Source organism: Klebsiella sp. 18074, from assembly GCF_902705905.1.
GTDB lineage: Bacteria > Pseudomonadota > Gammaproteobacteria > Enterobacterales > Enterobacteriaceae > Klebsiella > Klebsiella terrigena.
Map to the genome: position 1 here is coordinate 1 of NZ_CACSIS010000035.1, position 21830 is coordinate 21830.

The 21830-nt window shown below is 54.5% G+C and carries 19 protein-coding genes and 1 rRNA gene; 12 read left to right on the forward strand and 8 right to left on the reverse strand.

The window, feature by feature from the left end; genetic code table 11:
• The first annotated feature begins 4 nt into the window (after window positions 1-4).
• Window positions 5-120, forward strand: a 5S ribosomal RNA gene (gene rrf, locus GVK32_RS24915).
• 307 nt (window positions 121-427) lie between these two features.
• On the opposite strand, the gene mobB is transcribed toward rrf, so the two are convergent.
• Entirely contained in the window at window positions 428-940 is a 513-nt protein-coding gene (mobB, locus tag GVK32_RS24920) for a molybdopterin-guanine dinucleotide biosynthesis protein MobB (RefSeq protein ID WP_159873139.1), read from the reverse strand.
• Complete coding sequence (gene mobA, locus GVK32_RS24925) at window positions 937-1527, reverse strand: molybdenum cofactor guanylyltransferase MobA (RefSeq protein ID WP_159873141.1); 591 nt, start codon at window positions 1525-1527, stop codon at window positions 937-939. Before mobA ends, mobB begins: the two co-directional genes overlap by 4 nt.
• 71 nt (window positions 1528-1598) lie before the next feature.
• On the opposite strand from mobA, the gene GVK32_RS24930 reads away from it, so the two are divergent.
• From GVK32_RS24930 to dsbA, 3 genes are all read left to right on the forward strand, one after another.
• Entirely contained in the window at window positions 1599-1868 is a 270-nt protein-coding gene (locus tag GVK32_RS24930; RefSeq protein ID WP_045853708.1) for a YihD family protein, read from the forward strand.
• A 75-nt stretch (window positions 1869-1943) separates the two neighbouring features.
• Entirely contained in the window at window positions 1944-2930 is a 987-nt protein-coding gene (locus GVK32_RS24935; RefSeq protein WP_159873143.1) for a serine/threonine protein kinase, read from the forward strand.
• A gap of 27 nt (window positions 2931-2957) precedes the next feature.
• Window positions 2958-3581, forward strand: coding sequence for a thiol:disulfide interchange protein DsbA (gene dsbA / locus GVK32_RS24940; RefSeq protein ID WP_041143379.1), 624 nt, complete (start codon window positions 2958-2960; stop codon window positions 3579-3581).
• Window positions 3582-3632: 51 nt separating this feature from the next.
• On the opposite strand, the gene GVK32_RS24945 is transcribed toward dsbA, so the two are convergent.
• A complete protein-coding gene (locus GVK32_RS24945) occupies window positions 3633-4532 on the reverse strand; it encodes an acyltransferase (protein WP_159873145.1) in 900 nt (299 codons plus the stop codon).
• A 395-nt stretch (window positions 4533-4927) separates the two neighbouring features.
• On the opposite strand from GVK32_RS24945, the gene polA reads away from it, so the two are divergent.
• Window positions 4928-7714 carry a DNA polymerase I gene (gene polA, locus GVK32_RS24950; RefSeq protein ID WP_159873147.1) on the forward strand — a complete coding sequence of 929 codons (2787 nt, stop codon included), beginning with the start codon at window positions 4928-4930 and terminating at the stop codon, window positions 7712-7714.
• A gap of 360 nt (window positions 7715-8074) precedes the next feature.
• Here polA and yihA read toward each other — a convergent pair whose 3' ends face one another.
• On the reverse strand, window positions 8075-8707 hold the full coding sequence (yihA, locus tag GVK32_RS24955) for a ribosome biogenesis GTP-binding protein YihA/YsxC (RefSeq protein ID WP_095105733.1): 633 nt from the start codon (window positions 8705-8707) through the stop codon (window positions 8075-8077).
• Between the two features lie 594 nt (window positions 8708-9301).
• Between yihA and yihI the strand changes: the two genes are divergently transcribed.
• Together yihI and hemN are read left to right on the forward strand one after the other, a co-directional pair.
• The gene (gene yihI, locus GVK32_RS24960) at window positions 9302-9808 is read left to right on the forward strand and encodes a Der GTPase-activating protein YihI (protein ID WP_041143383.1); all 507 of its coding nucleotides are present in this window, start codon (window positions 9302-9304) and stop codon (window positions 9806-9808) included.
• A gap of 188 nt (window positions 9809-9996) precedes the next feature.
• Entirely contained in the window at window positions 9997-11370 is a 1374-nt protein-coding gene (hemN, locus tag GVK32_RS24965) for an oxygen-independent coproporphyrinogen III oxidase (RefSeq protein WP_159873149.1), read from the forward strand.
• Between the two features lie 69 nt (window positions 11371-11439).
• On the opposite strand, the gene glnG is transcribed toward hemN, so the two are convergent.
• From glnG to glnA, 3 genes are all read right to left on the reverse strand, one after another.
• The gene (gene glnG / locus GVK32_RS24970; protein WP_041143385.1) at window positions 11440-12849 is read right to left on the reverse strand and encodes a nitrogen regulation protein NR(I); all 1410 of its coding nucleotides are present in this window, start codon (window positions 12847-12849) and stop codon (window positions 11440-11442) included.
• Between the two features lie 8 nt (window positions 12850-12857).
• A complete protein-coding gene (gene glnL / locus GVK32_RS24975; protein ID WP_041143386.1) occupies window positions 12858-13907 on the reverse strand; it encodes a nitrogen regulation protein NR(II) in 1050 nt (349 codons plus the stop codon).
• Between the two features lie 187 nt (window positions 13908-14094).
• The gene (gene glnA / locus GVK32_RS24980; protein WP_123710481.1) at window positions 14095-15504 is read right to left on the reverse strand and encodes a glutamate--ammonia ligase; all 1410 of its coding nucleotides are present in this window, start codon (window positions 15502-15504) and stop codon (window positions 14095-14097) included.
• Window positions 15505-15883: 379 nt separating this feature from the next.
• Here glnA and typA point away from each other — a divergent pair, with 379 nt between their 5' ends.
• The 5 genes from typA (at window position 15884) to fabY (ending at window position 20715) form a co-directional block, all read left to right on the forward strand.
• Window positions 15884-17707, forward strand: coding sequence for a ribosome-dependent GTPase TypA (typA, locus tag GVK32_RS24985; RefSeq protein WP_159873151.1), 1824 nt, complete (start codon window positions 15884-15886; stop codon window positions 17705-17707).
• Between the two features lie 134 nt (window positions 17708-17841).
• Window positions 17842-18432: a glucose-1-phosphatase gene (gene yihX / locus GVK32_RS24990; protein ID WP_159873153.1), complete on the forward strand. Its 591-nt coding sequence runs from the start codon at window positions 17842-17844 to the stop codon at window positions 18430-18432.
• Between the two features lie 2 nt (window positions 18433-18434).
• Window positions 18435-19295: a virulence factor BrkB family protein gene (locus GVK32_RS24995; protein WP_159873156.1), complete on the forward strand. Its 861-nt coding sequence runs from the start codon at window positions 18435-18437 to the stop codon at window positions 19293-19295.
• Complete coding sequence (gene dtd, locus GVK32_RS25000) at window positions 19292-19729, forward strand: D-aminoacyl-tRNA deacylase (RefSeq protein ID WP_045853698.1); 438 nt, start codon at window positions 19292-19294, stop codon at window positions 19727-19729. The genes GVK32_RS24995 and dtd overlap by 4 nt, the downstream gene beginning before the upstream one ends.
• Window positions 19730-19773: 44 nt before the next feature.
• Window positions 19774-20715: a fatty acid biosynthesis protein FabY gene (gene fabY / locus GVK32_RS25005; RefSeq protein WP_159873158.1), complete on the forward strand. Its 942-nt coding sequence runs from the start codon at window positions 19774-19776 to the stop codon at window positions 20713-20715.
• A 13-nt stretch (window positions 20716-20728) separates the two neighbouring features.
• Here fabY and GVK32_RS25010 read toward each other — a convergent pair whose 3' ends face one another.
• Window positions 20729-21649, reverse strand: a complete 921-nt coding sequence (locus GVK32_RS25010) for an alpha/beta hydrolase (protein ID WP_159873160.1) — start codon at window positions 21647-21649, stop codon at window positions 20729-20731.
• Window positions 21650-21830: the final 181 nt, after the last annotated feature.

The window sequence follows — 21830 nt, forward strand, 5'->3', positions numbered from 1 at the left end:
TTTGCCTGGCGGCAATAGCGCGGTGGTCCCACCTGACCCCATGCCGAACTCAGAAGTGAAACGCCGTAGCGCCGATGGTAGTGTGGGGTCTCCCCATGTGAGAGTAGGGAACTGCCAGGCATCAAATAAAGCAAAAGGCTCAGTCGAAAGACTGGGCCTTTTGCTTTATCTGTTGTTTGTCGGTAAGCGCTCTCCTGAGGAGGACAAATTCGTCGGGAACGAATTTGCACAGCACGCAGTGCTGCCCGGAGGGTGGCGGGCAGGAGGCCCGCCATACAACTGTCAGGCATCAAACAAACAAAGAAACCTCATGCGCAGGCATGGGGTTTTTTGTTGTCTGCGGTTCATGAAAAGCGGCCGGACGCCGCCCGGATCGGGCGCTGCGCGCCGCGATCCCTGCCCCTTCAGGCGCTAAAGCTTGCTGCCATCACCCGCGTTGTTCTTCTAACCAGCTCACAATAAATGCCGCGATCTGCGCAATATCATTTAAGTCCAGCTGGGGCAAAGAAGTCATCACCGGCGCATCGCTGGCCACCGCAATAACGTACTTATCGAGAACAAGATCCTCAACACGATGGCCGCCGTTTTGCCGAAAAAGCACGATCTTCGCCACTGGTTCATGCTTGAAACCCTCTACCAGCACAATGTCCAGCTTTGCGGCATCCATCCGGCTAACCAGCCACGGCAGGTCTACTTCTTCTTGATCCGGGGTTTCAGTCATCAGCGCCCAGCGCTGCGTACTGGCGACAATAGTCTGCGCGGCGCCTGCTTTGCGCAGTTCATAGCTGTCTTTCCCTGGCTTATCGACATCCATATTATGATGGGTATGCTTTATCAAACCAGGGCGCAGCCCCTCGGCGCACAATGCCGGGATCAGCTGCTTTAATAACGTTGTTTTACCGGTTCCGCTCCAGGCTGAAATGGCTAAAACAGGGATCATAACGGCTCCTGCATATCGTGAATATTCTGTAAGTCAGTAAGTGTATTCACATTAATAAACGCAGACTTTGCGTCGCTAAAATCGACGCGATGTCCGCCTGCCTGGCGCATAAAGACCATCACCCGCCGTTCACCGGCCGCCAGATAGGCCTCCAGTTGGGGTATCAGCCGACGATGTATCAGGGCAATAGCGGGATGATCCCGCTCCCCGTCGTGCACCCAAACCACCGAGGATGCTTGTTTCTGCTGCATCAAACGCGCAACCAGAAACGGCGGAATAAACGGTGTGTCGCAGGGGCAAAACACAAACCAGGGGCACTCTATCTGCTGCATCACCGACAGCATACCGGCCAGCGGTCCGGGAAAATCGCTAAGGCTATCGGTATAGATTGGGTAACCCGTCGCTTGCCAGCTTTGCAGATTACGGTTGGCGCTGATCGCCAGATTGGTCACCTGCGGTTCCAGTGCATCCGTAACGTAACGCCATAGCGGCTGCCCGTTTAGCGGCTGCAGTCCTTTATCCACTCCACCCATCCGCGTGGCTTTTCCGCCGGCCAGCACGACGCCGGTTATTGCCTCGCCTTGCATAGAAATATCGCCTCTTTCATTGTGGGATTGACCCTGTTAACTTGTCCCTATCAAGAGTAAGGAGCATGACCATGAAATGTAAACGTCTGAATGAAGTTATTGAACTCCTCCAGCCAGCATGGCAAAAAGAGCCGGAACTGAATCTGATTCAATTCTTGCAGAAACTGGCGAAAGAGGCTGGCTATAAGGGGGAACTTGCCGATCTTTCTGACGATATTCTTATTTACCATCTGAAGATGCGTGACTCGACAAAAGAAGCCGTTATTCCAGGGATTAAGAAAGATTACGAAGAAGATTTCAAAACGGCGCTGCTGCGCGCTCGCGGCGTGATTAAAGAGTAAAAGGTTGTAAGTGCGACCACAGAATGAGTTATGAGATGATATCCTGAACTATTCGTACGATTATCGGATGTCAGGATGCACGATAAGGCTTTCAATTTTCAGACGCTTCACCCGGATACCATCATTGATGGCCTGTTTGATCTGGGGATGCGGGTAGACTCAGGTCTCACCCCGCTAAATAGCTATGAAAACCGCGTTTACCAGTTTCAGGACGAAGATCGTCGCCGCTATGTGGTGAAGTTCTATCGTCCTGAGCGTTGGTCTGCCGAACAGATCCTCGAAGAACACCAGTTTACCTTCCAGCTGGAGCAGGATGAGGTGCCCGTCGCCGCGCCGCTGCTCTTCAACGATCGCTCGCTTCATCAACACCAGGGCTTCTTCTTTGCCGTTTTCCCAAGCCTGGGCGGGCGTCAGTTTGAAGCGGATAACCTTGATCAGATGGAATGGGTAGGGCGTTTTCTTGGCCGCTTGCATCAAACCGGGCGCAAGCAGCTCTTTGTTGCCCGACCAGAGATCGGTATTAAGGAATATTTACTCGAACCGCGCGCGGTCTTTGAGCACTCCAATCTGATACCGGCCGGCCTGAAGAGGCGTTTTCTCGCTGCGGCGGATAAGCTGATCGAGGCGGTCACGGTGAAGTGGGACGGCGGCGCTAAGATTCTGCGTCTGCACGGTGACTGCCATGCCGGAAATATTCTCTGGCGCGATGGCCCGCTTTTTGTCGATCTGGATGATGCCCGCAACGGCCCTGCTATCCAGGATCTCTGGATGCTGCTGAACGGTGATAAAGCCGAACAGCGCATGCAGCTGGAGACGATCGTTGAAGCCTATGAAGAATTCAGCCCGTTTAACACCGACGAAATTGCCCTCATCGAACCTTTACGCGCGATGCGCTTAGTCTACTACCTTGCGTGGTTGCTCCGACGCTGGGACGATCCTGCCTTCCCTATCAACTTCCCATGGCTTACCGGGGAAGACTATTGGCGCGGGCAGACCAAAACTTTTCTTGAGCAGGTGAAGGTTCTACAGGAACCCCCTCTTCAGTTAACGCCAATGTATTAATCTGATATTTCCAGGAGAGAGTTAAAAATGAAAAAAATTTGGCTGGCGCTGGCTGGTATGATTCTGGCTTTTAGTGCATCCGCTGCCCAGATAACCGACGGCAAGCAGTACATTACCCTCGAGAAGCCGGTTGCCGGCGAGCCGCAGGTGCTCGAATTCTTCTCGTTCTACTGCCCGCACTGCTATCAGTTTGAAGAAGTGCTGCACGTTTCTGACAACGTGAAGAAAAAGCTGCCGGAAGGCGTCAAAATGACGAAGTACCACGTTGAGTTCCTTGGCCCGCTGGGCAAAGATTTAACTCAGGCGTGGGCGGTGGCCATGGCGCTGGGCGTTGAAGATCGGATCACCGTGCCGATGTTTGAAGCGGTGCAGAAAACACAAACCGTGCAGACCGTTGCCGATATTCGTAAAGTCTTCGTTGATGCCGGCGTGAAGGGTGAAGATTACGATGCGGCCTGGAACAGCTTCGTGGTGAAATCTCTGGTTGCCCAGCAGGAAAAAGCCGCGGCTGACCTGCAGCTGCAGGGTGTACCGGCGATGTATGTTAATGGTAAGTATCAGCTGAACCCGCAGGGGATGGATACCAGTAATATGGACGCATTTGTCGCCCAGTATGCTGATACCGTTAAGCAGCTGGTTGAGAAGAAATAAAAAAATAACGCCGGTCACTGACCGGCGTTGTTGTTTTCGGGCTCAATAAAGTTACTTTTCCTGCCGTTGCAGCATTTCCGTCAGCCGGGCGTCTTTTTCTTGCCATAACTCGTTCAGCCAGCGCTGAAAGCGACGTTTAAAGTTCTTATCATTCACGTAATCACCGTACAGATCTTCAGCGACGGGCATCAGATTAACGCGGACCACAATTCGCGTGAGGCGGCCGCTAAGCATGTCGTAAAAGGGGCGCCGGTTATTCTGTGGGTAGCATAAGGTCACATCCAGCAGCTTATCGAACTGACTGCCCAGTACGTTTAGCGCCATCGCAACGCCTGCCGCTTTTGGTGGCAATAAGTTGCTATAAGGCGAACGAGTCTGGTGCTGTTTCTCCTCGGTGAAACGTGACCCTTCTACAAAGTTAACGATGGTCGTTGGGTAAGCGCGGAATTTCTCGCAGGAACGACGGGTCGTTGCAACATCTTTGCCGCGGCGCTCCGGGTGGCGAATTAAATAGCCTCGCGAATAGCGGCGCATAAAGGGCATATCCAACGCCCAGCAGGCAAGACCGATAAAAGGTACCCAGGCTAACTGCTGCTTGAGGAAGTATTTGTTCATCGGTATATGCTTGCGGAACAGCACGCAGAGCACCACGATATCTGCCCAGCTATGATGATTGCTAATGAGCAGGTACCAGTTCTTTTTATTCAGCCCTTCAAGACCCTGCACGTCCCACTTCAGCCCCGGGTTGAGGTACAGCAGCAGCGCCAGCCCTTCGCACCAGCAGTACATCATGAAATTACAAAAATGAGAGATAGCGCGCCATACCACAGGGATCGGCACCAGCAGTTTAATGACTCCGGCGATGATAATCGGTACGGAACAAATAATGGTGACCAGGATGGTAAGAGCGATACTTAGAGGAAGCGTTATCGCAGCGAGTAATCTCGACATAGTTATTTTATTCAGAAAGTTAGGCTGAGAAAGAGCGCGATTAAACAGCGCAAGAGCCTGATTTTATCAGAAAACGCAGCAAATGACGGGTCTAACGAGAACAGAAAAACAGGCGGATCTTATATCCACATGGAGCATTGAGTCATCGTGGCGGCTTTAAATCAATAATTTATACATAATATCATGATAAATAAAGGATAATTATGATGATATGCGCTTTTTTGCAAACGCGCTGGCTACCGGCCTAAAACTATGCACAAACTTATCCACAGATAGCCGCACCGCAGGATCGACCGGATCGATGAATCTTTTCGGCGAAATGTGGGAAAAATTCAGGTTTTCATGCCTGTCTGTGGCATCCTTTATCCATAATCTGATAAACAGGCACGGAAATTATGGTTCAGATCCCTGAAAACCCTCTCATCCTCGTTGACGGCTCCTCTTACCTTTACCGGGCGTATCACGCATTCCCGCCGCTGACCAACAGCGCAGGCGAGCCGACCGGCGCAATGTATGGCGTGCTGAATATGCTGCGAAGCCTGATCCTGCAGTACCAGCCCACCCATGCCGTGGTGGTGTTTGATGCCAAAGGAAAAACTTTCCGTGACGAACTGTTTGAGCACTACAAATCCCACCGTCCGCCGATGCCAGACGATCTGCGCGCGCAGATTGAGCCGCTGCACACGATGGTGAAAGCCATGGGCCTGCCGCTGATGGCGGTACCGGGCGTGGAGGCTGACGATGTGATTGGCACCCTGGCGCGCGAGGCCGAAAAAGCGGGTCGTCCAGTATTGATCAGTACCGGCGATAAGGACATGGCCCAGCTGGTCACGCCGGGTATCACCCTGATTAACACCATGACCAATACGATCCTCGGCCCGGATGAAGTGGTGACGAAGTACGGTGTTCCGCCAGAGCTGATCATCGATTTCCTCGCCCTGATGGGCGACTCCTCGGATAACATTCCAGGCGTTCCGGGGGTCGGAGAGAAAACCGCTCAGGCCCTGCTACAGGGATTGGGTGGTCTTGATACGCTGTATGCCGAAGCGGAAAAAATCGCTGGCCTGAGCTTCCGTGGCGCCAAAACAATGGCGGCGAAGCTCGAGCAGAATAAAGAGGTGGCGTACCTCTCCTATCAGCTGGCAACCATTAAAACAGACGTGGAGCTGGATCTGAGCTGCGAAGAGCTGCTGGTTCTGGAACCAGCGGCGGACGATCTGCTGACGCTGTTCAAAAAGTATGAATTCAAGCGCTGGATAACCGACGTGGAGTCCGGCAAATGGATGCAGGCAAAAGGGAGCAAGCCTGCGGCAAAACCGACGCAAGCGGCGGTGGCTGAAGAAGAGGTTGTTGAAGCTGCGGCAACGCTGTCTGCCGAAAACTACGTCACCATTCTCGATGAAGAGACGCTAACGGCGTGGATTGAGAAGCTCAAGAAAGCGCCATTGTTTGCTTTCGATACGGAAACGGACAGCCTGGATAACATCTCGGCCAACATGGTCGGCCTATCGTTCGCTATCGAACCCGGCGTTGCAGCCTATGTGCCGGTTGCGCATGATTATCTCGATGCGCCGGATCAGATCCCGCGCGATCGCGTGCTTGAGCTGCTCAAGCCGCTGCTGGAAGATAATAGCCTCCTCAAAGTTGGGCAAAACCTGAAGTACGACCGCGGGATTTTGGCGAACTATGGCATTGAGCTCCGTGGCATTGCCTTTGATACAATGCTGGAGTCCTACATCCTTGATAGCGTGGCGGGGCGTCATGACATGGATAGCCTCTCCGATCGCTGGCTGCAGCATAAAACCATCACCTTTGAAGAGATTGCCGGCAAAGGAAAGAATCAGCTTACGTTTAACCAGATTGCGTTGGAAGAAGCGGGCCGCTATGCGGCTGAAGATGCCGACGTCACTCTGCAGCTGCACCTGAAGATGTGGCCGAAGCTGCAGCAGCACGAAGGGCCGCTGCACGTATTTAAAAACATCGAAATGCCGCTGGTACCGGTGTTATCCCGCGTTGAGCGCAACGGGGTTAAAATTGATCCGGCGGTGCTGCATGCCCATTCTCAGGAGATCGCTAAGCGTCTGGTTGAGCTGGAGCAGAAGGCCTATGAGATCGCCGGGGAAGAGTTCAATCTCTCCTCACCGAAGCAGCTGCAAACGATTCTGTTTGAAAAGCAGGGCATTAAACCGCTGAAGAAAACTCCGGGCGGCGCACCATCGACTTCGGAAGAGGTGCTGGAGGAGCTGGCGCTGGACTATCCGCTGCCGAAGGTGATTCTTGAGTACCGCGGGCTGGCCAAGCTGAAGTCGACGTATACCGATAAGCTGCCGCTGATGATTAACCCCAAAACCGGCCGGGTCCATACCTCATACCATCAGGCCGTTACCGCCACCGGGCGTCTCTCTTCCACGGACCCTAACCTGCAAAATATACCGGTGCGTAACGACGAAGGGCGACGCATTCGTCAGGCGTTTATCGCGCCGCAGGATTATCTCATCGTCTCTGCCGACTACTCGCAGATTGAACTGCGCATTATGGCCCATTTATCTCGCGATAATGGCCTGCTGACCGCTTTTGCCGAAGGGAAAGATATCCACCGGGCGACGGCGGCGGAGGTCTTTAGCCTGCCGCTGGAAAGCGTCAGCAGCGAGCAGCGTCGTAGCGCTAAAGCGATCAACTTTGGTTTGATCTACGGCATGAGCGCATTCGGCCTCGCGCGCCAGCTCAATATTCCGCGTAGAGAAGCGCAAAAGTATATGGATCTCTACTTCGAGCGCTATCCGGGCGTGCTGGATTATATGGCGCGCACCCGCGCGCAGGCGAAAGAGCAGGGATATGTAGAAACCCTGGACGGTCGTCGGCTCTATCTCCCGGACATCAAATCCAGCAACGGCGCACGTCGTGCGGGCGCTGAGCGAGCGGCAATCAACGCGCCAATGCAGGGGACGGCGGCGGATATCATTAAGCGGGCAATGATTGCCGTTGATGAGTGGCTGCTGACCGAGAAGCCGCGGGTGCGGATGATCATGCAGGTGCACGATGAACTGGTCTTTGAAGTGCATAAAGACGATCTCGATAGCGTGGCGAAAAAGGTCCATGAATTAATGGAAAACAGCACCACGCTGGCGGTTCCGCTGCTGGTGGAAGTGGGTAGCGGAGAAAACTGGGATCAAGCGCACTAAGTATTTCGTGGAGAGAGCGTTTTCCTGTAAGTAAGCAACATAACTTATAGCGTTTTGTGACGATCATTCGAATTTGCTATGTAAAGAGTGAAAAAAAACTACAAAAAGTGCTTTCTCCATAACTGAAAGAAGAGTAGAGTTAATGACGTAGGGTACAGAGGTAAGATGTTCTATCTTTCAGACCTTTTACTTCACGTAATCGGATTTGGCTGAATATTTTAGCCGCCCCGGTCATTTATGACCGGGGCGTTTTTTATTGCGTGAAAGAAAAGTTTTTATCGACCGGAATGGTGGGCGCTGGTCTGATTTTGTCGCCCGAATAAGGCGCTAAGCGCCGTTATCCGGGGAGTCTGGCGGAGATTACTCCCCGTCTTCGATCTCTTCCTGAGGAGGGATTTCGTTAAACCAGCTATCGAGCTTCTGCCGCAGCTTATCGACGCCTGTTTTCTTCAGCGAAGAGAACGCCTCAACCTGCACATCACCGTTAAAGGCGAGTACCGCCTCACGCACCATATTGAGCTGCGCTTTACGGGCTCCGCTGGCCAGCTTATCGGACTTAGTCAGCAGCACCAGCACCTGGATATCGCTTTCTACGGCCCATTCGATCATCTGCTGGTCGAGATCTTTCAGCGGATGGCGAATATCCATCAAAATAACCAGCCCTTTCAGACACAGGCGTTTCTCGAGATATTCACCCAGCGCCCGCTGCCATTTGATCTTCATCTCCTCGGGGACCTGAGCGTAGCCGTAGCCCGGTAAATCGACCAGGCGTTTACCGTCGGCAACTTCGAACAGGTTAATCAGCTGGGTACGTCCCGGTGTTTTTGAGGTACGCGCCAGGCTTTTCTGATTAGTCAGCGTATTCAGGGCGCTGGATTTCCCGGCATTTGAGCGACCGGCAAACGCCACTTCGATTCCGGTATCGGAAGGAAGATGGCGGATATCCGGTGCGCTGGTGACAAAATGCGTCTGTTGATAGTTCCAGTTGGTCAAGACTGTCGTCTCCGTTAAATAAGGCTATGGCGGGGATTATACCTGAACAACAGAAAAAGGCTGTTTTTACCGCATCCCTCAAATTAAGGCTGCTGTAGGTGAAAACCCTATGCTTTGTGAGACATTGACCATTCGTGGTATGGGAAATCCATGAACAAGCGTGGCGGATTGATGCTTAAAATTATTATTTATCAATGCATTATGTCTTGAAGAAAATTCTGAAAATTATCTTTTTGCTCGCTACCTGGTTGTAGGATTCCTCTAACCCGGTAAAGTAGTGGTCAAGGCGAGGATGCCAACAGGAACAGGGCTCAGGATGAGCGGTCAGGGAGCGCCAGGAGGCGAAGACCAGGGATTGTCAAGATGACTAGCGTCTGGAGACGTTTTCAAAGGGAAAGGGACGTAACAAGGAACGTTATTAGCTAAGGGAAAGACAGGGTTTGTCGTTAGCTAACATGGAAAGTGGAAACCCTTTAAGGGTTGTTCGTGAGGAAAAAGGCGACAGAGTAATCTGTCGCCTTTTTTCTTTGCTTGCTTTCTGCTAGATTCCGCCTCAATTCTATACTGAAGAAAACGATCTGAAGATTACACACCATGAAAAAACCGACATCTGTATCCCGTGGTAAAACACAGCGTAAGACGCGTGAAGAAATGAATCAGGAATCCCGCGATCGCAAGCGTCAGAAGAAGCATCGCGGTCATACGGCAGGAAGTCGTGCCACCGGCGGCGAAGCCTCTTCGGCTGGCAAAAAAACAGGTCAGCAGCAAGATCCGCGTATTGGTAGCAAGAAACCGATTCCGCTGGGCGTGACCGAGAGCACCCCGGCTACTAAGCAGCACAAACCGAAGAGCGAGAAACCTATGCTTTCACCGCAGGCTGAGCTGGATTTGCTGGAAAACGATGAGCGCCTGGACGCGCTGCTGGAACGTCTGGAAGAGGGTGGTTCCCTGAATGCTGAAGAGCAAACCTGGGTTGATGCCAAGCTCGATCGCATTGATGAGCTTATGCAGCAGCTCGGCCTCTCCTACGACGACGACGAAGATGAGGAAGAAGAAGAGCGCAAGGAAGATATGATGCGCCTGCTGAAGGGTGGAAACTAACGTTTGCACTCAGTCGGATTCCCGGTCCTGCTTATAACCCTTCTGGTTATGTGTTATCTGCTGTGGTTATTCGCTAAACTACGACGGTTGTCGCGGCGTCAGAAATGGCTGCGCAACCGGCTCATTACCCGAAGTGCGGTTGGGCCGGGGCGGCGTACCCGCCGGCGGCACCATCGGAAGGAGTGAGCATGTCTGTGCAGTTAATCGACTGGGATCTGGCCCTGATCCAAAAATATAACTATTCCGGGCCGCGTTATACCTCGTACCCCACCGCGCTGGAGTTTTCTCCCGAATTTGGCGCCGCTGAGTTCGACGAGGCGGTGGCCCGCTATCCGCAGCGCCCGCTATCGCTGTACGTGCATATCCCGTTTTGCCATAAGCTCTGCTATTTCTGCGGCTGCAATAAAATTGTGACCCGCCAGCAGCATAAGGCCGACCAGTACCTGGACGTGCTCGAGCAGGAGATTATTCATCGGGCCCCGCTGTTTAGCGAACGCCAGGTCCACCAGCTGCACTGGGGCGGCGGAACGCCAACCTATCTGAATAAAGAACAAATCAGCCGGCTGATGAATTTGCTGCGCACCCACTTCAGTTTTATTGCCGATGCCGAGATTTCAATTGAAGTCGATCCGCGGGAAATTGAGCTGGACGTGCTTGACCACCTGCGCGCTGAGGGCTTCAATCGCCTGAGTATGGGCGTGCAGGACTTCAATAAAGAGGTGCAGCGTCTGGTTAACCGCGAGCAGGATGAAGACTTTATCTTTGCTCTGCTCAACCATGCGCGTGATATTGGGTTTACCTCTACCAATATCGATCTGATTTATGGCCTGCCGAAGCAAACGCCGGAAAGTTTTGCCTTTACGCTGCAGAAGGTGGCCGAACTCAACCCCGATCGACTGAGCGTATTTAACTATGCGCATCTGCCCACGCTCTTTGCCGCGCAGCGTAAAATCAAAGATGCGGACCTGCCTACGGCGGAACAGAAGCTGGATATCCTGCAGGAGACGATTGGCTCACTCACCGATGCCGGCTACCAGTTTATCGGCATGGATCATTTTGCGCGCCCGGATGACGAGCTGGCGATTGCCCAACGAGAAGGCGTGCTGCATCGCAACTTCCAGGGCTACACCACCCAGGGCGACACCGACCTGCTGGGGATGGGCGTTTCTGCGATCAGCATGATTGGCGACTGCTACGCGCAGAACCAGAAAGAACTGAAGCACTACTATCAGCAGGTTGATGAAACCGGGAACGCCCTGTGGCGTGGCATTGCGCTGACCCGCGATGACTGCATACGTCGGGACGTCATCAAATCGCTGATCTGTAATTTCCGTCTCGATTTTGCTGCCGTCACCATCCAGTGGGATATCGATTGTCAGCACTATTTTGCCGAAGATTTGCAGCTGCTCGCACCGCTGGCGAAAGATGGGCTGGTGGACGTCGATGAAAAGGGGATTCAGGTCACGCCGAAAGGCCGCCTGCTGATCCGCAATATCTGCATGTGTTTTGATAGCTATCTGCGCCAGAAAGCGCGAATGCAGCAGTTCTCTCGGGTGATTTAAGCAAAACCCCGGCGACGTAGGGTTGCCGGGGCGATGAAGCGGCTGGCCGAGCGGCCAGCGCGAACCGTGTTATTCCATTCCCAACTCTTTCAGCTTGCGGGTAAGCGTGTTTCGTCCCCATCCCAGCAGGCGTGCAGCCTCCTGCTTGTGCCCCTGCGTATGGCGCAGGGCGGTGGTCAGCAGCGTCCGCTCCATTTCCGGCTGAGCCTCAGAGAGCAGGTTTTGATGACCGGATCGCAGGGCGCGGTCGGCCCACTGTCCCAGCAGCGTCGCCCAGCTATCCGGCTGCATATGCGTGGGGCTGTCCGGTACCGAGGTTTCAAACAGCTCGCTGGGAAGATCCTGGGTCAGCACTTCCTGACCGGCGGCCATCACCGTCAGCCAGCGGCAGGTATTTTCGAGCTGACGCACGTTGCCGGGCCAGGCCAAACGGGTGAGCGCCGTTTCCGTTTCCGGGTGCAGCAGCTTAGCTTCAACGCCCAGCTCGCGCGCCGCAACCTGCAGGAAGTGGCGAGCCAGGCGCGGAATATCCTCCCGACGCTCGCGCAGCGGCGGCAGATGGACGCGAATCACGTTCAGACGGTGGAACAGGTCCTCACGGAATTTACCCTCCTGGACGCGCTGCTCGAGGTTTTGGTGGGTCGCGGCAATAATCCTGACGTCCACCTTCACCGGCGCATAGCCGCCAACGCGATAGAACTGACCGTCGGCCAGCACGCGCAGCAGGCGCGTCTGCACGTCCAGCGGCATATCGCCAATTTCATCGAGAAACAGCGTGCCGCCATCGGCCTGCTCAAAGCGGCCCTGGCGTACGGTATTAGCACCGGTAAACGCCCCTTTCTCGTGACCGAACAGCTCGGACTCGATCAAGTCTTTTGGGATCGCGGCCATATTCAGCGCGATAAACGGCGCCTTCGCCCGCGGGCTGTGGCGGTGCAGGGCGTGAGCGACCAGCTCTTTACCGGTACCGGATTCACCGTTGATCAGCACGCTAATAGAAGAGCGCGACAGGCGGCCGATAATGCGAAAGACATCCTGCATCGCCGGCGCTTCACCGATGATATCGGCCGTTGGGCTGTTTATCGGCGCATTTCGCGGCTGCTGCTGCTCCTGATAGTGGCTGATAGCGCGGTCAACCAGCGCCACGGCTTCATCAATATCAAAAGGTTTCGGCAGATAATCAAAGGCCCCCTGCTGATAGGCGCTTACTGCCGCATCCAGATCCGAATGCGCGGTCATTATGATGACCGGAAGCATCGGATGGCGTTGCTTAATTTGTTTCAGCAGCGCGAGTCCATCCATCCCCGGCATCCGAATATCAGACAGCAGTACATCCGGGGTTTTGGTGGTGAGTGCATCAAGCACCTCGTTGCCGCTTTCAAACGTTGTACAACTCAAGCCTGCCCCGGTGAGCGCGCGTTCAAGCACCCAACGGATGGAGCTATCGTCATCAACGATCCAGGCTATCCCTCGTTGCATAAACACCTCTACTTCCGAATAGGCAGGAATACCGAGAATTCGGTATGCCCTGGCCAACTGGTAAATTCAATTTTGCCGGAGTGTCGATCGATAAGACTGCGGGCAATGGAAAGCCCCAGACCGGTACCGCCTTCGCGACCGCTGACCATGGGATAAAAAAGCGTATCCTGTAAATGGGACGGAATTCCCGGGCCGTTGTCTTCCACATCAATGCGTGCGGCGAGACGGTAGCGTACGCCATGCAGCGTCAGCTGGAAGGCGGTACGGGTGCGCAGAATAATTTCTCCGCCTTCTGGCCCCAGCGCCTGCAGCGCATTGCGTACGATATTCAGCAGGACCTGTTCAATTTGGTCCGGGTCGTGCGCCAGCTCCGGCAGGCTAGGGTCGTAATCACGGATAAGCTTGACGTTGTCCGGCAGCTCCATCGACACCAGCTTCACCACCCGCTCAGCGACTTTATGGATGCTTTCGGTGACGTGCATTCCGGGGTGCTGCGGTCCCAGCAGGCGATCGACCAGGTTTCTCAAGCGGTCGGCCTGCTCAATGATGACGTTGGTGTATTCCATCAGCGCCGGATCGGGCAGCGCTTTGCTCAGCAGCTGCGCCGCACCCCGCAGGCCGCCCAACGGATTTTTAATCTCGTGGGCCAGACCGCGGACTAAATCACGCGCCGCGATTTGCTGCGCGTGCTGCAGCTGCTCCTGGCTCAGACGCCGCTGGTTATCCATGGGCGCCATTTCCAGCAGGATTTGCCCTTCAGGCAGGCGCTGTGCGGTTAAGGACAGGATATGCGAGCGGCCATCAATGACCAGAGTGACTTCGTTGTCGGTAAAGCCCTGGCCCGCCTGCAGGCTCTCCTGCATCAGACCGATATTCAGCGAAAAGTAGCTCAACAGCTCGGGGAGTGGCGTGCCGTACAGCTTGCGTGAACTTTGGGCCAGCAGCTGCTGCGCCGCCGGGTTCGCGTAGTGCACCGCCAGGTCGTCATCGACCAATAAGATGCTGTTAATTAAAGAGTTAAGGATCTGCCCAGCATCGGGCTGAGTGCCTGTTGCCATCTGACAGTCTCCTGAAAAGAGTGCACCATTTTAGTGCAGTATAGCTTTTTATAAGTAAAAAGCGCATAAGATCAGCATGTTGGTGGAGAAAAAAGCCCATCCTGAGATGGGCTGAAAGTTTCCACGGCAACAAAATATCCCTGGTACCCCACGCCACAACACGGAATACCGAGGATTTACAGCAAAATTAGACGCTGTAGTACAGCTCGAACTCAACCGGGTGCGGAGTCATGCGTACGCGGTCGTTTTCTTCAATACGCAGGGCGATGTAGGCATCGATAGCGTCGTTGGTGAATACGCCACCCGCGGTCAGGAACTCACGGTCAGCGTCCAGCGCGTTCAGTGCTTCTTCCAGAGAGCCAGCAACCTGTGGGATCTCTTTCGCTTCTTCCGGCGGCAGGTCATACAGGTTTTTGTCCATGGCTTCGCCCGGGTGGATTTTGTTCTTGATACCGTCAAGACCAGCCATCAGCAGCGCAGCGAAGCACAGGTACGGGTTGGCAGCCGGGTCCGGGAAGCGCACTTCGATACGACGCGCTTTCGGAGAGGTGACTACCGGAATACGAATAGAGGCAGAACGGTTACGGGCAGAGTAAGCCAGCATAACCGGTGCTTCGTAACCCGGGACCAGACGCTTGTAGGAGTTGGTGGTCGGGTTAGCCAGGGCGTTAATCGCTTTAGCGTGTTTGATTACACCGCCGATGTAGAACAGCGCTTGCTCGGACAGGCCAGCATATTTGTCACCAGAGAACAGGTTTACGCCGTTCTTGGACAGGGACATGTGGCAGTGCATACCGGAACCGTTATCGCCAAACATTGGTTTTGGCATAAAGGTTGCGGTTTTACCAAAGCGGTGAGCAACGTTGTGTACAACGTATTTGTAGATCTGAATTTCGTCCGCTTTTTTGGTCATGGTGTTGAAGCGGGTAGCGATTTCGTTCTGACCAGCAGTGGCGACTTCGTGGTGGTGAGCTTCAACAACCAGGCCCATTTCTTCCATGATCATACACATGGTAGAGCGGATGTCCTGAGAGGAGTCAACCGGTGGAACCGGGAAGTAACCGCCTTTCACGCCTGGACGGTGACCTTTGTTGCCACCTTCGTATTTGGTGGAGGAGTTCCATGCGCCTTCGATATCGTCGATAGCCACGTGGGAACCGGAGATAGAAGCGCCAAAGCGGATGTCGTCAAACAGGAAGAACTCTGGTTCTGGCCCGAAGAGTACGGTATCTGCCAGGCCGGTAGAACGCAGGTACTCTTCAGCGCGTTTAGCGATGGAGCGCGGGTCGCGGTCGTAGCCCTGCAGGGTGCCTGGTTCCAGGATATCGCAGCGAATAATCAGCGTCGGTTCTTCGTAGAACGGGTCGATCAGCGCGGTGGTCGCATCCGGCATCAGAACCATGTCAGATTCGTTAATACCTTTCCAGCCACCAATCGAGGAGCCATCAAACATTTTGCCTTCTTCGAAAAATTCGGCATTAACCTGATGAGAAGGAATTGTGACGTGCTGTTCTTTACCTTTGGTATCGGTGAAGCGCAGATCGACAAACTTCACTTCGTGCTCGTTCAGCATCGTCAAAACGTGTTCAGCGGACATACTTAAACTCTCCCGGATTGGTCATTGTCGTCGTGGTAACGAAAACTTTCTAACTGCTTAAGGTGGCGTTGTTGCCTTAAAAAATATAAAGCGAAATCTGTGCCAACTTTTAAATTGCCCCCAAAAGGCGTTATCATGCACACCATCGTGCAAAAGGGCTGCACCATTATGAATGCATTGCACTATAATAGTGCAGTTGTGTGAACATTGGGCACTTATTTGGTGCAATTGACCTTTAATAACCCTTTTAACGCTCCGTGAAAGCGGTCACAAAGAAACTCTGCAATACTTGTTTGCGGGGGATGTTTGTGATCCTGTTTTGTAGTGCGATTAATCCGTGTACAATAACGCGCTATTTCTAAATGCCTGAGGCAAAGTTGTGATCGAAAATTTGCGTAACATCGCCATCATCGCGCACGTTGACCATGGTAAAACTACCCTGGTTGATAAGCTGCTGCAGCAATCCGGTACGTTCGATGCGCGTGCCGAAACTCAAGAGCGTGTGATGGACTCCAACGATTTGGAGAAAGAGCGTGGGATTACCATCCTCGCGAAAAACACCGCTATCAAATGGAATGATTACCGTATCAACATCGTTGATACCCCGGGGCACGCCGACTTCGGTGGTGAAGTTGAACGTGTCATGTCCATGGTCGATTCCGTTCTGCTGGTCGTTGATGCAATGGATGGTCCGATGCCGCAGACGCGCTTCGTGACCAAAAAAGCCTTTGCTCATGGCCTGAAGCCCATTGTTGTTATCAACAAAGTTGACCGTCCGGGCGCACGCCCTGACTGGGTTGTCGATCAGGTATTCGACCTGTTCGTAAACCTCGACGCTACCGACGAACAGCTGGACTTCCCTATCGTTTACGCTTCTGCGCTGAACGGTATCGCGGGTCTGGATCACGAAGATATGGCTGACGATATGACTCCGCTGTATCAGACTATCGTCGATCGCGTACCGGCTCCGAACGTTGACCTTGATGGCCCGCTGCAGATGCAAATCTCCCAGCTGGACTACAACAACTACGTTGGCGTCATCGGCATCGGCCGCATCAAACGCGGTAAAGTGAAGCCGAACCAGCAGGTTACTATCGTTGATAGCGAAGGCAAAACCCGTAACGGTAAAGTCGGTAAAGTTCTGACCCATCTGGGTCTTGAGCGTATCGAGAGCGACGTTGCAGAAGCTGGCGATATCATTGCAATCACCGGTCTGGGCGAGCTGAACATCTCTGACACCATCTGCGATACGCAGAATGTTGAAGCGCTGCCGGCGCTGTCTGTTGATGAGCCGACCGTAACCATGTTCTTCTGCGTTAACACCTCTCCGTTCTGTGGCAAAGAAGGTAAGTACGTTACCTCTCGTCAGATCCTTGACCGCCTGAACAAAGAGCTGGTGCACAACGTGGCGCTGCGCGTTGAAGAAACTCCGGATGCAGACGCATTCCGCGTTTCTGGCCGTGGTGAACTGCACCTGTCTGTTCTTATCGAGAACATGCGTCGTGAAGGTTTCGAGATGGCGGTTTCCCGTCCGAAAGTTATCTTCCGCGAAATCGATGGCCGTAAACAAGAGCCGTTCGAAAACGTCACGCTGGACGTCGAAGAGCAGCACCAGGGTTCTGTGATGCAGGCACTGGGTGAGCGTAAAGGCGATCTGAAAAACATGAATCCAGATGGCAAAGGCCGCGTACGTCTTGACTACGTGATCCCAAGCCGTGGCCTGATCGGCTTCCGTTCAGAATTCATGACCATGACCTCCGGTACCGGTCTGCTGTACTCCACCTTCAGCCATTACGACGACGTTCGTGCGGGTGATGTGGGTCAGCGTCAGAACGGCGTTCTGATCTCCAATGGCCAGGGTAAAGCGGTTGCGTTCGCACTGTTCAGCCTGCAGGACCGCGGTAAGCTGTTCCTGGGCCACGGTGCAGAAGTTTACGAAGGCCAGATCATCGGTATTCACAGTCGTTCTAACGACCTGACTGTAAACTGCCTGACCGGTAAGAAACTGACCAACATGCGTGCTTCCGGTACTGACGAAGCGACGACCCTGGTTCCGGCACTGAAAATGACGCTGGAGCAAGCTCTTGAGTTCATCGATGACGACGAACTGGTAGAAGTCACCCCGACTTCCGTACGTATTCGTAAACGTCACCTGACCGAGAACGATCGTAAACGCGCCATGCGCGGTGCGAAAGAAGACTAATTCTCGCCGTCCGTTGATATCTAAACCCCGCCTTAATGGCGGGGTTTCTTTTTTGTCTCCAAAGCCCCCACCTCATAGTCAAACCTCGCCTTTCCCGCTACAGTTAATTTTCCACGGTGCAAAAGGAGAGGGCCATGCTCTATATCTTTGATTTAGGTAATGTGATTGTCGACATCGACTTCAACCGGGTACTTGGGACATGGAGCGATTTGAGCCGCATCCCGCTGGCGACGCTCAAGCAGCATTTCACAATGGGCGAGGCGTTCCATCAGCACGAACGTGGTGAAATTAGCGATGAAGCCTTTGCCGAAGCGATGTGCCATGAAATGAATATGCCGCTGAGCTACGAGCAGTTCTCCCACGGCTGGCAGGCTGTTTTTGTCGCCCTGCGCCCGGAAGTGACCGCCATTATGCAAAAACTGCGTGAGCAGGGGCACCGCGTGGTTGTCCTGTCGAATACCAACCGCCTGCATACCACTTTCTGGCCGGATGAATATCCGCAGGTCCGGGCCGCTGCCGACCATATCTATCTTTCCCAGGAGATGGGGATGCGCAAGCCCGAGGCGCGGATCTACCAAAGCGTTGTGCAGCAGGAGGGATTTTCCGCTGCCGATACGGTCTTCTTTGACGATAATGCCGAGAATATCGCCGGTGCGAACCGGCTGGGAATAACCAGCATTTTGGTGACCGGAAAGGAGACTATCCCCGACTACTTTGCGCAATGATTATGCTCAAAACCGTTCATCAAAAAGCAAAGCATCGCTGCCGTCTGCTGCTGGCCTGGCTAAAGCTGCTGTGGCGCCGGATTGATGAAGACAATATGACGACGCTGGCAGGGAATCTTGCCTACGTGTCGTTACTCGCGCTGGTGCCGCTGATTGCCGTTGTGTTCGCGCTTTTCTCCGCCTTTCCCATGTTTTCTGAAGTGAGCGGGCAGATACGCCACTTCATCTTTGCCAACTTTATCCCGGCGACGGGGGACGTCATTCAGCGCTATATCGAGCAGTTTGTCGCGAATTCCAGCCGAATGACGGCCGTCGGGGCTTTTGGACTGATCGTGACCTCGCTGCTGCTGATGTATTCGATAGATAGTGCGCTGAATACCATATGGCGCAGCCCGCGCGCCAGGCCAAAAATTTACTCTTTTGCGGTCTACTGGATGATCCTTACCCTCGGACCCTTACTGGCGGGGGCCAGCCTGGCGATCAGCTCTTATCTGCTGTCGCTGCGCTGGGCCAGCGAGCTCAATAGCGTTATTGATGACGTGCTGCGCATCTTCCCGCTGATTCTATCGTGGGCGGCGTTTTGGCTGCTTTACAGCATTGTCCCGACGGCGCAGGTGCGAAACCGTGACGCGTTGATTGGTTCGCTGGTGGCCGCGCTGCTGTTTGAGGCCGGTAAAAAAGCGTTTGCCCTGTATATCACCGCCTTTCCGTCGTACCAGCTGATTTATGGCGTCATAGCCGTGGTGCCCCTTTTGTTTGTTTGGGTGTACTGGACGTGGTGTATCGTCTTGCTTGGGGCTGAAATTACTGTCACTCTCGGGGAATACCGCAAACTAAAAAAAGAAGAAACAGAACAACCATGATTGCATTAATTCAACGCGTATCCCGTGCAAGCGTTACCGTGGAGGGCGAGGTGACGGGCGAAATCGGCCCGGGGCTTCTGGTGCTGCTAGGGGTCGAGAAAGATGACGATGAGCAGAAGGCGAACCGCCTCTGTGAACGCGTGCTCGGCTACCGCATCTTCAGCGATGCGGAAGGTAAAATGAATCTTAACGTCCAGCAGGCCGGCGGCAGCGTGCTGGTGGTTTCCCAGTTTACGCTGGCTGCGGATACCGAGCGCGGCATGCGCCCGGGCTTCTCAAAAGGCGCCGCGCCTGATGCCGCTGAGGCGCTGTATGACTATTTCGTCGCGCGCTGCCGCCAGCAGGAAATGCACACACAGACTGGGAGATTCGCTGCGGATATGCAGGTCTCGCTGGTCAATGATGGCCCTGTCACCTTCTGGTTACAGGTATGAGTCAGCTTCCGGGAAGGCTGCGGGTAACAAAAGAGAGTACAGCTATGTATCACCTTCGTGTACCGCAAACAGAAGAAGAGTTAGAGAGCTACTATCAGTTCCGCTGGGAGATGCTGCGTAAGCCGCTGCATCAGCCAAAAGGCTCGGAACGCGATGCCTGGGATGCCATGGCGCATCACCAGATGGTGGTCGATGAGGACGGAAATTTGGTCGCCGTGGGGCGGCTGTACGTTAACGCCGAAAATGAGGCCTCCATTCGCTTTATGGCGGTGCACCCGTCCGTACAGGATAAAGGGCTCGGGACCTTAATGGCGATGACCCTGGAGTCGGTGGCGCGCCAGGAAGGGGTGAAGCGCGTAACCTGCAGCGCGCGCGAGGACGCGATGGATTTCTTCGCCAAGCTGGGGTTCGTTAACCAGGGCGAGATAACCACGCCAACCACCACGCCTATCCGCCATTTCCTGATGATCAAGCCGATTGCCTCGCTGGACGATATTCTTCACCGCGGCGACTGGTGCGGACAGCTGCAGCAGGCCTGGTACCAGCACATTCCGCTCAGCGAAAAAATGGGCGTGCGCATTCAGCAGTACACCGGGAAAAAATTCATCACCACCATGCCTGAAGCCGGCAACCAGAATCCGCACCACACGCTGTTTGCCGGGAGCCTCTTTTCCCAGGCAACCCTCACCGGCTGGGGGCTTATCTGGCTGATGCTGCGCGAGCGACACCTCGGCGGAACGATTATCCTCGCCGACGCGCATATCCGCTACAGCCAGCCGATTAGCGGCCGCCCGAGCGCGGTGGCGGACCTCGGCTCCTTAAGCGGCGATCTTGACCGCCTCGCTCGCGGCCGAAAGGCGCGGGTACAGCTGCAGGTTGAGCTGTTTGGCGATGAGAACCTGGGTGCCGTTTTTGAAGGCATTTATATCGTTCTGCCCGCGAAGCCGTTTGGCTCATACGAAGAGGGCGGTAACGAGGAGGAGTAGCCCGCCTCCTGCCTTATGCGGCGCCTGGTGAACCGCTTCGCCAGGCGATATCCCGCATAGCATCCCGCGCCGCCGGGCTTATCCCTCCAAGCTGAAAGAAGCCGTGAATAACCCCGAGATAGCGCTGAGCGCTGCACTCGACGTTCTGCTCGAGCAGCCGGCGATATAACGCTTCACCTTCATCACGCAGCGGGTCGTACTCTGCGGTAATAATATGCACCGGCGACAGGCCGCTGAAGTCTTCTCGCCACAGCGGGCTCGCCTCCGGGTGGGAAAAGTCGGTCGACGAGAGATAGATCTCGTAGCCGCTCAGCAGCGTATCCCGGGTGATGAGGTAATCTTCGCCGTTGCTGACGTAGCTTGCCGAGCGGGCGGTGGCGTCCAGCATCGGGTAAATCAGGATAATCCCGGCGGGCTGCCACTCTGCCGCGGCTTTCAGCCGTAGGGCGGTAACCAGGGCCAGATGGCCGCCGGCGCTGTCTCCGGCAAGCGTTATGCGTGAGGTATCGACCCCCAGCCGCTCGGCGTGGTGGTGGATAATTTCGGCACCGCGCTGCGCATCGTCATGTGCGGCAGGGAAGGTATGTTCGGGCGCCAGCCGGTACTGCACGGCGATGACCCGGCAGCGGCTCTCATACGCCAGCTGTCGAAGCTGCCGATCGTGGGTAGCGAATCCGCCGCTGATAAAACAGCCGCCGTGATAGTAAATAACGGTGGGCCGCGCGCCCTCGGCATCAAGCGGCGATATCACGCGAAAGGTCATACCTTCTAAGGCGATATCCTCGACCTGGACGCGGGTTTCAGGCGCGCCGGCCAGCACCACGCTTGCCACGTAGCCCGCTCTCCGGTCATCAATATTCTGCTCCCGCGAAGAGGGGCGACCCGCCGCGATAAACTCATCCACCAGGCGGTTAATGCCTTTTTCTAGCGTCATCTCTCACTCCTTTCTTCTGTATGGATATACAGCTTTATAGCCTGATTTATGGCGGATGAACACGGGATTATTTGGGGCTGGAGCGGGGAGATGGCGTACAAAAGGGCGCGGATAACGTCGGTGAGGCTTCGGCCTGTGCGGCCTGATGGCTGGCCGGGCAACCTGCGTTACCCGGCCATCA